Source organism: Komagataeibacter sp. SM21 (genome assembly GCF_041402665.1).
Taxonomy (GTDB): Bacteria; Pseudomonadota; Alphaproteobacteria; order Acetobacterales; family Acetobacteraceae; genus Komagataeibacter; species Komagataeibacter saccharivorans.
In genome coordinates this window covers 39,663-55,023 of the sequence record NZ_JBGLOV010000014.1, presented here as the reverse complement: position 1 = coordinate 55,023, position 15,361 = coordinate 39,663, and the positions used below count along the sequence as shown (strand labels likewise).

At 63.1% G+C, this 15,361-nt stretch carries 12 protein-coding genes; 8 read left to right on the top strand and 4 right to left on the bottom strand.

Annotated features, from left to right (window positions below; translation table 11 throughout):
• Nucleotides 1-16: 16 nt before the first annotated feature.
• On the top strand, nt 17-4,561 hold the full coding sequence (locus ACBR42_RS13255) for an AAA family ATPase (protein WP_371208313.1): 4,545 nt from the start codon (nt 17-19) through the stop codon (nt 4,559-4,561).
• A gap of 90 nt (nt 4,562-4,651) precedes the next feature.
• Here ACBR42_RS13255 and ACBR42_RS13250 read toward each other — a convergent pair whose 3' ends face one another.
• Nucleotides 4,652-6,169: an acetyl-CoA hydrolase/transferase family protein gene (locus ACBR42_RS13250; RefSeq protein WP_371208312.1), complete on the bottom strand. Its 1,518-nt coding sequence runs from the start codon at nt 6,167-6,169 to the stop codon at nt 4,652-4,654.
• Nucleotides 6,170-6,789: 620 nt separating this feature from the next.
• On the opposite strand from ACBR42_RS13250, the gene ACBR42_RS13245 reads away from it, so the two are divergent.
• The 4 genes from ACBR42_RS13245 to ACBR42_RS13230 all read left to right on the top strand — a co-directional run bounded on the left by ACBR42_RS13245 (nt 6,790) and on the right by ACBR42_RS13230 (nt 9,949).
• Entirely contained in the window at nt 6,790-7,497 is a 708-nt protein-coding gene (locus ACBR42_RS13245) for a metallophosphoesterase (RefSeq protein ID WP_162900534.1), read from the top strand.
• Between the two features lie 52 nt (nt 7,498-7,549).
• Nucleotides 7,550-7,873: a chorismate mutase gene (locus ACBR42_RS13240; RefSeq protein ID WP_371208311.1), complete on the top strand. Its 324-nt coding sequence runs from the start codon at nt 7,550-7,552 to the stop codon at nt 7,871-7,873.
• A gap of 7 nt (nt 7,874-7,880) precedes the next feature.
• Nucleotides 7,881-8,429 (top strand): histidine phosphatase family protein, encoded by a 549-nt coding sequence (locus ACBR42_RS13235; RefSeq protein ID WP_110547985.1) that lies wholly within the window; start codon nt 7,881-7,883, stop codon nt 8,427-8,429.
• Nucleotides 8,430-8,650: 221 nt separating this feature from the next.
• Nucleotides 8,651-9,949, top strand: a complete 1,299-nt coding sequence (locus tag ACBR42_RS13230) for a citrate synthase (protein ID WP_102323479.1) — start codon at nt 8,651-8,653, stop codon at nt 9,947-9,949.
• A 196-nt stretch (nt 9,950-10,145) separates the two neighbouring features.
• On the opposite strand, the gene ACBR42_RS13225 is transcribed toward ACBR42_RS13230, so the two are convergent.
• Complete coding sequence (locus ACBR42_RS13225) at nt 10,146-10,400, bottom strand: hypothetical protein (RefSeq protein WP_102323478.1); 255 nt, start codon at nt 10,398-10,400, stop codon at nt 10,146-10,148.
• Nucleotides 10,401-10,626: 226 nt separating this feature from the next.
• Between ACBR42_RS13225 and ACBR42_RS13220 the strand changes: the two genes are divergently transcribed.
• The gene (locus ACBR42_RS13220) at nt 10,627-11,388 is read left to right on the top strand and encodes an orotate phosphoribosyltransferase (RefSeq protein ID WP_102323477.1); all 762 of its coding nucleotides are present in this window, start codon (nt 10,627-10,629) and stop codon (nt 11,386-11,388) included.
• A 15-nt stretch (nt 11,389-11,403) separates the two neighbouring features.
• Nucleotides 11,404-12,252 carry a glutamate racemase gene (locus tag ACBR42_RS13215; RefSeq protein ID WP_371208310.1) on the top strand — a complete coding sequence of 283 codons (849 nt, stop codon included), beginning with the start codon at nt 11,404-11,406 and terminating at the stop codon, nt 12,250-12,252.
• A gap of 106 nt (nt 12,253-12,358) precedes the next feature.
• Here ACBR42_RS13215 and ACBR42_RS13210 read toward each other — a convergent pair whose 3' ends face one another.
• Entirely contained in the window at nt 12,359-13,363 is a 1,005-nt protein-coding gene (locus ACBR42_RS13210; RefSeq protein ID WP_110547983.1) for a polyprenyl synthetase family protein, read from the bottom strand.
• 160 nt (nt 13,364-13,523) lie between these two features.
• Here ACBR42_RS13210 and ACBR42_RS13205 point away from each other — a divergent pair, with 160 nt between their 5' ends.
• The gene (locus tag ACBR42_RS13205) at nt 13,524-14,318 is read left to right on the top strand and encodes a methyltransferase (protein ID WP_371208309.1); all 795 of its coding nucleotides are present in this window, start codon (nt 13,524-13,526) and stop codon (nt 14,316-14,318) included.
• 29 nt (nt 14,319-14,347) lie between these two features.
• On the opposite strand, the gene ACBR42_RS13200 is transcribed toward ACBR42_RS13205, so the two are convergent.
• On the bottom strand, nt 14,348-15,361 hold the full coding sequence (locus ACBR42_RS13200; protein WP_102323474.1) for a ribonucleotide-diphosphate reductase subunit beta: 1,014 nt from the start codon (nt 15,359-15,361) through the stop codon (nt 14,348-14,350).

The window sequence follows — 15,361 nt, the reverse complement described above, 5'->3', positions numbered from 1 at the left end:
GCGGAGCCCTTCTGTCATGACCGCCCGTTTCGTCCGGCTGCGCATCGCCGGGTTCAAGAGTTTTGCCGACCCGGTCGCCGTGGACATCCTGCCCGGCCTGACGGGCATTGTCGGGCCGAATGGCTGCGGCAAGTCCAACGTGGTCGAGGCCCTGCGCTGGGTGATGGGGGAAACCAACGCCCGCTCGCTGCGCGGGGGTGAGATGGATGACCTGATCTTCGCGGGGACTGCGGCCCGTGCGGCGCGCAACATGGCGGAAGTGACCCTTACGCTAGAAGGCGCCGCCAGCGTCGCCCCCGCCCCGTTTCAGGGCCAGGACGAACTGCAGGTCTGCCGCCGGGCGGACCGGGGGGCTGGCAGCGGTTACCGCGTCAATGGCCGCACCATGCGCGGGCGCGACGTGCAGACCCTGTTTGCCGATCTGGCATCGGGCGCACGTTCGTCGGCCATGGTCAGTCAGGGGCGCGTATCGGCACTGGTCAATGCCCGGCCCGAAGAACGCCGCACCATTTTGGAAGAAGCGGCCGGGATTACCGGCCTGCATGGCCGCAGGCATGAAGCCGAACTGAAACTGCGGGCGACCGAAGCCAATCTGGCCCGCGCGGAAGACCTGCGCATCCAGCTTGAATCCCGGCTGGGCGACCTGCATGAACAGGCCGAGCAGGCAGGCCGCTACCGCACGCTGTCGCAGGAACTGCGGGCATCGGAAGTCGCCCTTCTGGCCCTGCTGCATGCCCGCGCGCATCACGGCGTGACCGAAAGCGAGGCGGCGCTGCATGCGGCCCGCGCCGACCTCAGGGCCGCCGAGGAAATGGCCGAAGGCGCGGTCATTGCCGATTACGAAATGACGCAGGCCCTGCCCCAGCTCCGGGCGCAGGTGGATGATCGACGCACCGCGCTGGAACGTTTCCGGGTCCGGGCCGAAACCATTGCCGAGGAACTGGCCCGCGCGGAATCCGCCCTGGAACAGGCCAGCACCCGCCTTGCCGAGTGCGAAAGCGTGCAGGCCGCCGCCCTGACCCGGCGCGATGATGCGCAGACGATGCTGGAACAGCTTGAGGCCGAACGGACCGGGATTGCACAACGCCTGTCCGCACTGCCCGCCCTGCGGGACGCCAGACAGGATGAATGCGCGGCACTGGCGCAGGCCAGCGGCGATATGGCCGCGCGCGTGGAACAGGCCACCGTGGCCCTGCGTGAAGCCCAGTTACAGGCCACGCAGGCCCGCGAAGTGCTGGATGCTGCAACCCTTGCGCACGAAAAACTGGCGGCCCAGCATGCGGCCCTGAGCGAAGAAATCGCGGCCCTTGAAGCAGCCATGCCGACCGAAGCCGCAATCGCGGCCCATGATGAACAGATCCGTATCGCGCAGGAACAGGCCACCACGGCCCTGACCTCGCGGGAAGAAGCAACCCGCACCCATTCCGAAGCCGTGCTACAGGCCGGGCTGGCGCGTAATGCCAGCGTGGAAAGCCGTCGCGTGCATGAACAGGCCACGCGCGACACCATGGCGCTGCGCGACCGGCAGGAAGCGCTGGAGCGCGATGTCGCCACCCTGAATGCCCATGTGGAAAAAGCCCGTGCCAGCCTTGTGCCCGAAGCCGAACGGCAACGTCTGGCTCAGGTGGTGGCGCAGGCGGATAATCGCCTTGCGCAGATACGCGGGGAACTGACTGTTGCGGAAGAAAACCGCACGCAGGCCACGCAGGCTGAAATACAGGCCAATGCGCGGCTGAAGGAAGCCCGTTCCACCCGGCAGGCAGCCGAGGAAGCACTTCGTGGCGCACAGGCGGCACAGGCCCGTGCCCGTAGCGAAGTGGATACGCTGGCCGCCAGTCTGGAACAGTTGCAGGCACAGGCCATACCCGATGCCGATCTGGCGCGGCTTGTTGACCGCCGCACGGAAGCCGAACGGACGCTTGAAGCCGCCCGTGAGGCCATGACCGCCGCCGAAACCGAACAGGTTGCCGCGGCAAAGGCGGAAGAATCCTGCACTGCCCGACTGGCGCAGGCCCGCGCCAGCCTGTCGGGCCTGGAAGCGGAAGCCGACGGTCTCGCCCGCGCCCTGCAAAGCGATACGGAGCAGACCCCGGCCAGCGGCGTGACGCTGGCGGAAAGCCTGCATGTGCCCGCCGGTCTGGAAACGGCGCTGGCGGTAGTGCTGGCGGATGGCCTCGATGCCACGATTGATGGCAAGGCCCCGCGTGAATGGCGCGACCTGCCACCCGGCACGCCCGTTCCCTTCGCGGATGCGGATATTACGCCGCTTTCCACCCTGCTGGATGCCCCACCGGCCCTGTCGCGCGCGCTGAATGCGGCGGGACTGCTGGCGGATGGGCGCGATGGGGCGGATTTACAGTCCCGTCTGGCAGCGGGGCAGTGCCTTGTAACCCGTGACGGCGCGCTATGGCGCTGGGATGGTTATGTTCAGGCCCCCAATCTGCCGGGACGCGCGGCGCTGCGCCTGCAACAGCTTGGCCGCCTGCGGGAACTGCGCGCGGAACTGGAACACGCACGCGATGCCCTGCCCGCGCTGGAACAGGCATGTCAGGACGCCATGCAGGCCCGCCAGCAGGCAACAGGGCTTCTGGACACCACCCGTACCGCACGGGCCGAAGCCGAAAACGTGCTGGAAACCTGCCGGGCCGAGGAATCCGACCTGTCCCGACGGCATGCCACCATCGCCACGCAGATCAACGCCGTCCGCATGCAGCACGAAACCGCGCAGGCGGCCCTGGGCGAAGCCGATGCGGCCCTTGACCGGGCCATGGCGCAGGCATCCGCCCTGCCGGAACTGGCGCAACTGGAACAGGTGCAGCAGCAGGCCGCACGACAGACTGCCGAGGCGCAGGCAACGGAAAGCCGCCTGCGCGCGGAACGCCAGCAGGCTGAAACCACCGTGGAACAGGCCCGTCAGGCCCTGCACGCCACCACAACCAGCCATAGCGAAGCCGAAACGCGGCTGCATTCCATGCTGCCGGAAAAGGCGCGGCTGGAAAACGACCATGATGCCCTGCGTACGGAACTGGAAGCCAAGCAGGCCCATCTGGCCAGCCTGCCCCTGCCAGCCATTGCCGAAACCGCCGCCACACAGGCCACGGATGCCGCAGCACAGGCCGAACAGACCCTGCGGCAGGCGCGTGAAGCGGTGGATACGACCAGCGCCCATCTGGAACACGTCCGCGCCGCACGCGCCGAACTGGAACAGAAATCGCGTGAGACGGGCGCGCGGCTGGAAGCACGCCGTGCCCGTATGGCCGACCTGTCGCACGCGCTGGAACAGGCGGACGCAACGATGCAGGCCGCACAGGCCCGCATGGTCGCCCTCCCCGATACCGGAGAACTGGAACAGGCCCTGACCACGCTGCGCGAACAGGCGGAAATCCTGCGCACGCAGGAACAGGCCAGTCGTGATGACATGGCGCGGCTTCAGACGGAACAGGCAGCCCTGCACCAGCGCCAGACCACGCTGGAACAGGACAGGACGCAATGGGCCGATCGCGTGGAAGCTGCAACACTGGAAGCCGAAGCCGCCCGGACCCGGCTGGACAACGCCCGGACGGAACATGAGCGTCTGGCGCCACAGCCCGTAGCCGTACGTGCCCGCCGGGACGCCATCGCCACCGAACTGGAACAGCATACCGCCGCGCACGATCAGGCGGCGCAGGAACTGCAACAGGCGGAAAACCGGCTGGCGGAAATGCAGCAGGGCCGCCGCATGGCTGAAGATACGCTGGGGACCGCGCGTGAGGCACTGGTACGCGCCGAAGGCAGGCGTGAACAGGCGCAGGTGCTGCTGGCGCAGCTACAGGCAGAATCCTCCCCGCCTGCCGATATTGTCCCGACCGACCTGAGTGTCGCCGCCGAAACCAGCCTGCGCCGCAAGGTGGCGCGCCTTGGCCGCCAGCGCGATGAACTGGGACCGGTCAACCTGCGTGCGGAAATCGAGGCACAGGACGCATCGACCAAAATCGACACGATCCTGCATGAGCGTGATGAGCTGAACTCCGCCATCGCGCGTCTGCGCGGCATGATCGGGCAGCTCAACCGCGAAGGCCGCGAACGACTGATGGCCGTGTTTTCGCAGATCGACCAGCACTTTCAGTCCCTGTTCGCGCGCATGTTCAACGGTGGCCGCGCCCATCTGGGCATGGTCGGCAATGACGACCCGCTACAGGCCGGGCTGGAAATCTATGCCCAGCCGCCGGGCAAGAAGCTGGCGACGCTTTCGCTGCTTTCGGGCGGGGAACAGGCGCTGACGGCGCTTTCGCTCATCTTCGCGGTGTTCCGGTGCAATCCGGCCCCTGTCTGCGTGCTGGACGAAGTGGACGCCCCGCTGGATGATGCCAATGTCGGTCGCTTTTGCAGCCTGCTGGGCGACATGGTGGCCGAAGCGGGCACGCGTTTTCTGGTCGTGACCCATCACCAGTTGACCATGGCCCATATGGACCGTCTGTATGGCGTGACCATGCAGGAACGCGGCGTCAGCCGTGTACTGTCCGTCGATCTGGAACGCGCCACCGAAATGGTGGATGAGGAACGTCCCGTTTCCGTATCCTGAAAACACGAACGGCAGGACGGGCTGAAAAATCCCGTCCTGCCGCTTTTATCGGGTGGCCGCACATGTCATGCACGCGCGGCCGGTCCTGAATCAGGCTTTCATGCTGCCTGTTTCAATGAAGCGCTGGTGCCATGACAGGGCTTCGGTCAGCAGATGCGGCGACTGCTGGCCAAACGACCCCGCGCGGGCGCGCTTGTAATAATCCTGCAGCATCGGGCGGTAATCCGGGTGCGCACAGTTGGCGATGATTACCTCCGCCCGCTGCTTGGGCGACAGGCCACGCAGATCGGCCAGTCCCTGCTCCGTCACCAGAACCTGCGAATCCTGCGTGATATGATCGACATGCGATGCCATGGGCACGATGGCGGAGATTTTGCCACCCTTGGCCGTGGACGGCGTCATGAACACGGAAATATAGGCATTGCGGGCAAAATCGCCCGATCCGCCGATGCCGTTCTGGATCTTGGACCCCATGATCTGCGTTGAGTTCACGTTGCCGTAGATATCCGATTCGATCAGACCGTTCATGGCGATACAGCCCAGACGGCGGATCAGGCCGGGGTGGTTGCTGATGTCCTGCGGGCGCAGGATGATCTTCTTCTGGAATTCCCGCATGCGGCTGTTGAGCGACTCTGCCGCTTCGGGGCTGAGCGAGAAGGCGGTAGCCGACGCCACGCGCATCTTGCCCGTTTCCAGCATGCCCAGCATGCCGTCCTGAATGACTTCGGTATAGGCGGTCAGGTCATCGAACGGCCCGTCTTCCAGCCCGCTCATGACCGCATTGGCCACGTTGCCCACACCGGACTGCAGCGGCAGGAGCGAGGGCGGAAGACGGCCCATTTTCACTTCATGGCGGAAAAATTCCATAAGGTGCCCGGCAATGCCGCGCGCGGTCTCATCGGGCGGGGAGAACGGGGCATTACGATCCGGGGCGTTGGTTTCGACAATCGCCACGATCTTGGCCGGGTCCACCTTGAGCGACGTGCCGCCGATGCGGTCATCGGGACGCAGCAGCGGAATGGGCTGGCGGTGCGGCGGCAGGGCCGCGCCGTACCAGATGTCGTGCATGCCTTCCAGCGCGCTGTCCTGCCAGCTATTGACCTCGATGATCACCTGCCGGGCGGTATCGAGCCATGTCTTGGAATTACCGACGGAGGAGGACGGGACGATGCTGCCATCTTCACGGACGGCGGTGGCCTCGATGACGGCCGTATCGATTTCCCCGAAAAAGCCCGCCCATGCCATTGGCGCGACGTGGCTGAGGTGCATGTCCAGATATTCCGTCTCGCCCGCGTTGATGCGCGCGCGCAGGCCGGCATCGGAATTATAGGGCATGCGGAAGGAGATGCCGTTGACCTTCGCCAGCGCGCCGTCAAGTTCCGGGCCTGTGGAAGCCCCGGTCAGAAGCCGGATGCGGTATTCGTTTCCCTTGGCGTGCTCACGTTCCATCAGGGCCGCAAGCGCCTGCGGCACGGCCTTGGGGTAGCCTGCACCGGTAAAGCCGCTGGTGCCGACCGTACTGCCGGGGCGGATCAGGGCGGCCGCCTGTTCGGCAGTAGTGATCTTGGCCCGGAGCGCCGCATTCCGGATTCGGGTGTGGTCGATCATGAACTTTCCCTCAAACTCTTATTGTTATGTCCGGCCAGCCTGCGCCGGGCCGGATATGTCAGATGCTTCAGCCACGGTCCGGCAGGCGGGGCAGCGTGCCCCCGATAGTACCTCTGGCCTGTCCCCGTCAGCCCGCGTGCCGCATCCGGTGTGGGTATTCCCTTTGCACCTTATGCCGTGGCGCTGCGTTTGACTTCAGCATGACGTCATCATCTGTTCTCCGTCCTGCGGGCCACGTCACAACAAAAAAGTGTGACACCGGGCGGCAGGCTTCGCTTTGCGGTTTCACGTTTGCTCCATCGGGAAGCGCGATCAGACATGCGGTGTATTTTTTGGATGTATTTTTGGCAATACACCGCCTTCCCCCGCGCATGACGTTACCCGCCTGCAACCATTTCGTGTCATTCCCGACACATTATTGACCATCCCCTAGTGCATGGCGACCAATCTTGTGAATAATAGGAAACCAGACCCAGCAAGGGGTATCCACACGGCATAGCCAGCAACAGACAGGAGAGGTTTTTCGCTTGAGACGTCGATTTCCCTCTTACCGGCCTGTCATGGCGCGCGAGGACTCCGCCCCGCCCCCGGCAGCGGAAGCATCCGTGCTGCCCACAGCCATGCCTGCGCACCCGCTGACCGAACTTCTGGCCGGGCGGCCATTGCGTGTTGTGGGCGATGTGCATGGCGATCTTCACGCCTTCCGCCATGCGGCCGCGACGGACCGTTTTGTCATCCAGCTTGGCGATCTTGTCGATTACGGACCGGACAGCGCGGGGGCGTTCCGCCTCATGCAGCGCCTGATAGACGAACGCCGGGGCCTGTTCATTCTGGGCAATCACGACCGCAAGCTTGCCCGCGCGCTACAGGGGCGCAAGATGCGGCGCGACCCGCCGCTTATGGAAACGCTGGCGCAGTTCATGGCGGAAGAAAACAGCGATGTGTACCAGCGCGCGCTGGCCGACCTGTCGCGTGCGCCCGCGTGGATCGTGCTGGGGCAGTCCATATTCGTGCATGGGGGTTTTCATGTCCGCATGCTGGGCGAACTGCCGCCGCCAGGACTGGGCACGGTCAGTCCCCTGCTGTCACGCGCCCTGTTTGGCGAGACAACAGGCCACATGCAGAAAGATGGCTACCCGGAACGGCGGCTGAACTGGGTCGATCATATTCCTGCGGGCTACACCGTCTATTGCGGGCATGACCGCCGTTCGACCGATGGCAGGCCCTGGGTCCGGCAGGGCCGCATGGGCGGCAAGGCCATCTTTACCGATACGGGCGCAGGCAAGGGCGGCCATCTGGCATGGATCGACCTGCCACCTGTCATATAACAGGGGCATACGACATGCCTTCCGCACGCCCCTTCCAGGAGAACAGAAACAGATGAACACCACCCAGGCCACGCATGACGCAGCAAACGCAGCGCAGCAGAAACTGGAAGAACTGCGCCGCAGCATCGACAACATCGATGCCGCCCTGATCTACATGCTGGCCGAACGCTTCCGCCATACGCAGGCGGTGGGCAAACTCAAGGCCGCCAACGAGATGCCGCCCGCCGACCCCGCGCGCGAATCCCGTCAGGTCGCCCGGCTGCGGCAACTGGCCACGGCGGCACAGCTTGACCCGGACTTCGCGGAAAAATTCCTCGCCTTCATCATCCGCGAGGTCATCCGCCATCACGAAGCCTTCGCACGCGAAAGCCGGTAAATCCCAGATGCCGGACCGATCCGAAGGGGGCTTCCCCACCCGGCGGCTGATTGTGATGCGCCACGCACAGGCCGCCCCTGCCCCGTTCGGGGAGATGGGAATGCACGCCGACCTTGAGCGCCCGCTTACCCCCCATGGCCATGAAACAGCCGCCCGGCAGGGGGCATGGCTGCGCGCGCGGCATTTCGCGCCGGAACTGGTTCTGGTCAGTCCGTCGCTGCGTACGCGCCAGACGCTGGACGCCATCGGATCATTTTATGGCGATCAGGCACCCGATATCCGATATGTGAACACGCTGTATGACGCCACGGCGGAAACAATCCGTGACAGCCTGTATGCCGTTCCCGATAAAATTAACAATATCATGATATTAGGCCACAATCCCGGCCTGCAGGGACTGGTGCTTCACTGGGCCGGGGGGCACTGCCCGCCCGGACTGGAAAACATGCTGATACGCGGGTTTCCACCGGCATCAATCGCCTGTTTCACCACGGACCAGCGGTGGAATACCGCGACTGACGGTGAAATACGGCTTGTGGAACTGTCTTGCCAATAATGTCATTGCCACAGGACGGGTGCATGGATTGCCACGCCGGGGGTTTCGTTCCTATCGTCACACCCGAGACCCGCCGACTGCCGCCACATGGGCAGGCGGGAATATAAAATCCGGGCAGACTTACAAACTGTTGCCGAACAACAGACCGCCCGGAGGATGGAGACATGTGCCCGCCCTGCCCCATAGCGCGCCGGGGCTGGCACCCAAGAGGAGAGTTGTAGATGAGCGAGTCCGCAAAAACCGCCACAATCTCGCTAAACGGCAAGGATGTGTCACTGCCCGTGCTGTCCGGCACGATGGGCCCCGATGTCGTCGATATCCGCAAGCTGCCGGCACAGGCCGACGTATTCACCTACGATCCCGGTTATGGCGAAACCGCATCCTGCTCCAGCAAGATCACTTTCATTGATGGTGAAAAGGGCATCCTGCTGCATCGCGGCTACCCCATCGCCCAACTGGCCGAACAGGCCACGTTCATGGAAGTGGCCTACCTGCTGCTTAACGGTGAACTGCCGGACCGGGCGCAGTACGACGGCTTCGTGAACTCGATCAAGCACCACACCCTGCTGCACGAACAGATCCGCAACTTCTTCAACGGTTTCCGCCGTGATGCGCATCCCATGGCCATCCTGTGCGGGACGGTCGGGGCGCTATCCTCCTTCTATCATGAAGGGCTGGATGTCTCGAACGCGGCGACGCGCTACCAGTCGGCCCTGCGCATCATCGCCAAGATCCCGACCATCGCCGCATGGGCGTACAAATATACGCAGGGTGAAACCTTCATCTACCCGCGTAACGACCTGTCCTATGCGGAAAACTTCCTGTCCATGATGTTCGCGGTGCCCAGCGAACCGTACAAGATCAACCCGGTTCTGGCGCGCGCGATGGATCGCATCCTGATCCTGCATGCCGACCACGAACAGAACGCATCGACCTCCACCGTGCGGCTGGCCGGGTCCACGGGCGCCAATCCGTTTGCCTGTATTTCCGCCGGTATCGCGGCGCTGTGGGGGCCTGCGCATGGTGGCGCCAACGAAGCCGTGCTGAAGATGCTGGCTGAAATCGGCCACAAGGACAACATTCCCGAATTCATCGCCAAGGTGAAGGACAAGACCAGCGGCGTGCGCCTGATGGGCTTTGGCCACCGCGTATACAAGAACTTCGACCCGCGTGCGAAGATCATGCAGGCCACCTGCCATGAGGTGCTGGGCGAACTGGGGATCAAGGATGATCCGCTGCTGGATCTGGCGATCGAACTGGAAAAGATTGCCATTCATGACGAATATTTCGTCAAGCGCAGCCTCTACCCCAATGTCGATTTCTATTCGGGCATCATCCTGAAGGCCATGGGCATCCCCACCAGCATGTTCACCGTGCTGTTTGCCGTCGCCCGCACCACCGGCTGGATCAGCCAGTGGAAGGAAATGATCGAAGAACCGGGCCAGCGCATCGGCCGTCCCCGCCAGCTTTATGTCGGTTCGCCGCAGCGTGACTTCGTCGGGTTCGACAAACGGAGCTGATCATATTTCATGCCGGGCGGCAGGAATGTCGCCCGGCATGGACATGATGACAACCAGCCGCCCTCTCCCGTCACCGGCCTGATTTCAGGACTGAAATAACGCGATAGGGTCGCATCGGGATTTACCCCCGATACAAAAAAGGCAGGCCACATTCATGTGCCTGCCTTTCTCATGTCTTTGGCCCCAGCCAGTGGGGTCAGTCGCACTCGCAGCCGTTTGTGGGGCCGGGGCGCTTCTGGATCACGTGATGGTCGATCCATTCCGACACCAGCCGCCGGGCCTCGTTCAGCGAGGATTCGGGATGGTGGATGCGGTAAAGGGTCGTGCAGGCATGGAAAGCCGACACATCGCTGGTCCCAACGCCACGCAGTTCCTGGTAGGCGGTGATTACGGCACGCTCACATTTACGAGCGATGCGACTGTTTTCAACAGACACGATGCGATGACCTATTATTGAGAATGATTATCAATACTGGGATACTAGAGCGAATGGACTGATTGGGCAAGGTATACATGCCCCTCATCCCGCGCCGAGTTGTCACATTATATTTCCCGGACCGCTTTTTTACGCATTTTTGGCCGCAGGCCGTGCAGACCGATGGATTTTCCCATCTGTTGCGGTTAATCGTCTGTCCTGTCATTCACGACAGCGAATATCATTTGGCCGGAGATAGGGTATGCACGACGCCACGGGAAACGGGGCTGGACTGTCAACAGGTTCAACAGCGTGGGACCGCGATGCGGCACTGATGACGGCGCGCCTTCTGCTGGAAATCAAGGCCGTCAACTTCCGTCCCGATGATCCGTATACCCTTACGTCCGGCTGGAAGTCCCCGGTTTACATCGATTGCCGCCGCATCATCTTCTTCCCCCGCGCGCGGCAGAAGATCATGGAACTGGCGGTCGAGAAGATTGGCCGCCATGTCGGCTATGAAAGCATCGACGCGGTAGTCGGCGGCGAGACGGCCGGGATTCCCTTCGCCGCATGGATTGCGGACCGCATGATGGCCCCCATGGCCTATGTGCGTAAAAAGCCCAAGGGCTTTGGCCGCAATGCGCAGATTGAAGGCGATGTGCCCGAAGGCATGCGCACCCTGCTGGTGGAAGACCTGACCACGGACGGTTCTTCCAAGGTGCAGTTCGCCAATGCCCTGCGCAATGCGGGCGCGATCGTGGACCATACATTCGTCGTGTTCTTCTACGGCGTGTTCCCCGGCGCCTACCGCACGCTGGCTGACATGAACATCAGCCTGCATGCCCTGTGCACATGGTGGGACGTGCTGGAAGCCTGCGCGGGCAAGCCCTATTTCTCGGAAAAGGATGCAGCCGAGGTCCGCCGCTTCCTTGAAGATCCCTGCGCATGGTCCGCAAAGCATGGTGGCGTGGGCAGCGCGGAAGAAGCGCTGGCGCTCAAGGCCAAGCGCGACGCCGGAGCCTGATGCGCATCCCTGCTGATGTCGCGTATCCTGGCTTTTGATTCCGGTATCGGGGGGCTGGGCGTTGTCGCCCGGTTGCGCACGCTCCTGCCCGCCGTTCCGATTGACTATCTGGCCGATACCGCCGTCTTTCCCTATGGGGAACAGCCCGATGCGCTCCTGCGGGAGCGCATCGTCAGGCTTCTGGGCCATGCCATCACCCGGCTGAAACCCGATGTGGTGGTCATTGCCTGCAATACCGCCAGCACCCTTGCGCTGGACAGCCTGCGCGCTGCCTATGCCGTGCCCTTTGTCGGGTGTGTGCCCCCGATCAAATGGGCGGCGGATCATACCCGTACCGGCACGATTGGCCTGCTGGCTACGCGCGCGACAGTGCGCCGTCCCTATCTGCATGATCTACAGATGCGCTTTGCACCGGCCTGCACGCTGCTGGCCCATGGTGCGCGCCATCTGGCGGATATGGGGGAAGCCGCATTCCGGCAGATCCCGCCTGACCCCGAACGACTGAAAGCCGAACTGGCTGGCCTGTTTGGCCAACCGGGTGGCGAGCATATTGATGTCGTGGGCATTGGCTGCACCCACTACACCTTTGTGCTGGATGCCATGCGGACGCTGGGACCGGCTGATGTAACATGGCTGGACCCCGCCCCTGCGGTTGCAAGACAGGCCGCCCGCATGCTGGCGACATGCAGTTTCCCCCTACGGGAAACCATACCTGCCAGAGCCGAGCAGGTGCTGTTCACCGCAATGCCCGCTGATCTGGATGCCCTGCTGCCGGGTCTGGACCAGATGGGGTATGACGCCAGCAATATCGGCTTTTTTGACGAAGACGGGGCTGAGACCCCTCGAAAGATGACTGCCCCATAAAAGGGGGCGTCTTCCAAAGCTTTTTGAAAAAAGCTTCACCAGAAATTTTCTTATGATTTCTGGATGTTTTCTGAACAGGGGCGGCTTTCACCGCCCCTGTCCGGGATCAACGCAGGCGGTTGACCGTGTAGCTTGCCGTATCCTGCAAAAGCTGGCGCAGGCGGCCCGGCGGGAAGATCGACAGGGCCTCGCAGGCTGCCTGTGCATATTCCGTCGCACGGTCCAGGGTGATGCGGATCGCATCGGTCTTTTCAATCAGGCTAAGCGCATGATCCAGATCGTCGGGACGCTGCTCGCTTTCCTCGATCACACGCTGCCAGAAGGCACGGTCTTCCTCCGATCCCGCGGCATAGGCCGCCAGCACCGGCAGGGTGATCTTGCCTTCACGGAAGTCATCGCCCACCGTCTTGCCCAGACGGGCCTGATCGGCGGCGTAATCCAGCGCGTCATCCACAAGCTGGAACGCCATGCCCAGATTGGTGCCGTAGGATTCAAGCGCGCGTTCCTCACGCTCGTCACGTTCGGCCACAACCGCCCCCACACGGCAGGCTGCGGCGAACAGGGCCGCCGTCTTGCCATGGATGACTTCCAGATACTGGTCGATCCTGGTGGAAAGATCGTTCTGGGTGGACATCTGCAGCACCTCCCCTTCCGCAATCGTGGCGGAAGCGGAGGAGAGGATGTTCATGACCTTGAGCGAACCGTCATCGGTCATGAGCTGGAAGGAGCGCGCGAACAGGAAATCGCCCACCAGCACCGATGCCTTGTTGCCGAATACGGCATTGGCGCTCGCCATGCCGCGACGCAGGGCGCTTTCGTCCACCACGTCATCATGCAGCAGGGTCGCGGTATGGATGAACTCCACACAGGCTGCCAGCGCCACATGCCGCTGATGGGTGGCATCGGGCTGGTAACCGCACAGCCGCGCGGAGGCCAGCGTCAGCAGCGGCCGCAGCCGCTTGCCGCCAGCGGCGACCAGATGGGCCGCAAGTTGGGGAATGAGCGCAACCGGGCTGTCCATCCGCTCGACAATGGCGCGATTGCACGCAGCCATGTCATCAGCGAGATATTCCGCCAGATCGCGCAGGGCGACTTCTGATCCATCTGCCATCGGGCGGCGAGCCCCTTCGTCTTTCTGACTTGCCGTTTCGTCGGATTCCGGCAGACTAACTGCTAGGGCCAAAAGGTTACTCTCCGGGTTCCGAATGTATGAACATGAATATGAGTATATGGGCGGCGCTGGAATAACGGTCAAGCGGGAGCAGACAGGCATGAGGTCCGGAGCGGGTGATTTGCTGCCCGCGCCACCTGTCGGCCTGCCCCCGGTCTCGACCGGTGCGCTGCTGGGCGGAAAGGTGATCTATCGCCAGTTTATCACGGGAAACAGGACCGGACTGGAACCGGTTCTGATGGCCGCTTTCGTGCCTGCGCGCGCCGGTCAGACCGTGCTGGAGGGTGGATGCGGCGCTGGCGCAGGGCTGCTCTGCCTGACGAATCGGATATCCGGTCTTGCCGGAATCGGGCTGGAGCATGACACGGCGACCGCCGCGCTCGCCGGTCATAATTTCGAACTGAACGGACGCCGCGACCTGCGTGTGTGCGCTGCCACCATTCCCGCCCTGCCCGATGACCCCCTGTTGTCAGGGCCGGGCAAGCGCCGGATCGACCATGCCTTTGCCAATCCGCCATGGCATAGGCATGATTCGTCCCCTTCGCCCCATCTGCGCCGTGATCTTGCCCGCCGCCTGCCCGCAGGCACGCTGGCGGGATGGGTAAACGCCCTTGGCAGCCAGCTTCGCCATCATGGCACGCTGACACTCGCCCTGCCCGCCACGCTGCTGGCCATGGGGATCGCCGCCATGGAAGACGCCGGGCTGGGACGGATCAGGATTTTCCCATGCTGGCCCCGGCAGGGCCGCCCGGCGCGTATCGTGCTGCTACAGGGATGCGCGAACGCACGCGCGGGCAGCGAAATGCTGCCCGGACTGATTCTGCATGAAGCCGATGGCCGCTTTACCGCCGCCACCCGCGCGGTGCTGGAAGATGGGGCCGCCCTGCTGCCCTGATACGGGCAAAGGGCGGCCCTGCCGCCGGTTCAGTCGGCGAAAGCTTCTTCCCACGTGCCGGTGGTCGAGGCACGGCTGTATTCGGTCGCCCGGTTTTCAAAGAAATTGGCGTGTTCGACCGCGTTGATCATTTCATCCACCCACGGCAGCGGGTTGGTGGCGACATCGTAGATGCCATCAAGCCCGAGTTGTCCCAGACGGCGATTGGCGACAAAGCGGATGTACTGCTTGACCTGCCCGGCATCCAGCCCTTCGACCGCGCCCATTTCAAACGCGAGGTCGATGAAGGCGTCCTCGTGTTCGACAATGTCGCGGCAGATCTGGCGGATGTCGTCACGCAGCGTATCGGTCCAGATTTCCGGATTTTCCTGCACGAAGACCCGGAACAGCCGCGCCATCGAATCACAGTGCAGGGATTCGTCACGCACGGACCACGAGACGATCTGCCCCATGCCCTTGAGCTTGTTGAAACGCGGGAAGTTCAGCAGGATCGCGAAGGATGCGAAAAGCTGGAGCCCTTCGGTAAACGCGCCAAAAGCCGCGAGCGTGCGGGCAATCTGGTAGTTATCGGAGACCGAGAATTTCTGCATGTAGTCATATTTATCCTTCATTTCCTTATAGCTAAGGAAAGCGGAATACTCGGTCTCGGGCATGCCGATGGTATCGAGCAGATGACTGTAGGCAGCGATATGGATCGTTTCGATATTGGAGAAGGCTGACAGCATCATCAGCACTTCAGTCGGTTTGAACACCTGACTGTAGTGCTTCATGTAGCAGTTGTTCACCTCCACATCCGCCTGTGTGAAGAAGCGGAAGATCTGGGTGACCAGATGGCGTTCGCTTTCGCTCAGCGTGCGGTGCCAGTCCTTCACGTCATCGGCCAGCGGCACCTCCTCGGGCAGCCAGTGGACGCGCTGCTGCGTCAGCCACGCATCATAGGCCCAGGGGTAGCGGAAGGGCTTGTAGACGGGGTTGGAGGTCAGCAGGTTATGTTCCTGCCTGGTCGTGGCATCTGCGCCGGGGGCGTTGTCGGTCATGGCCAT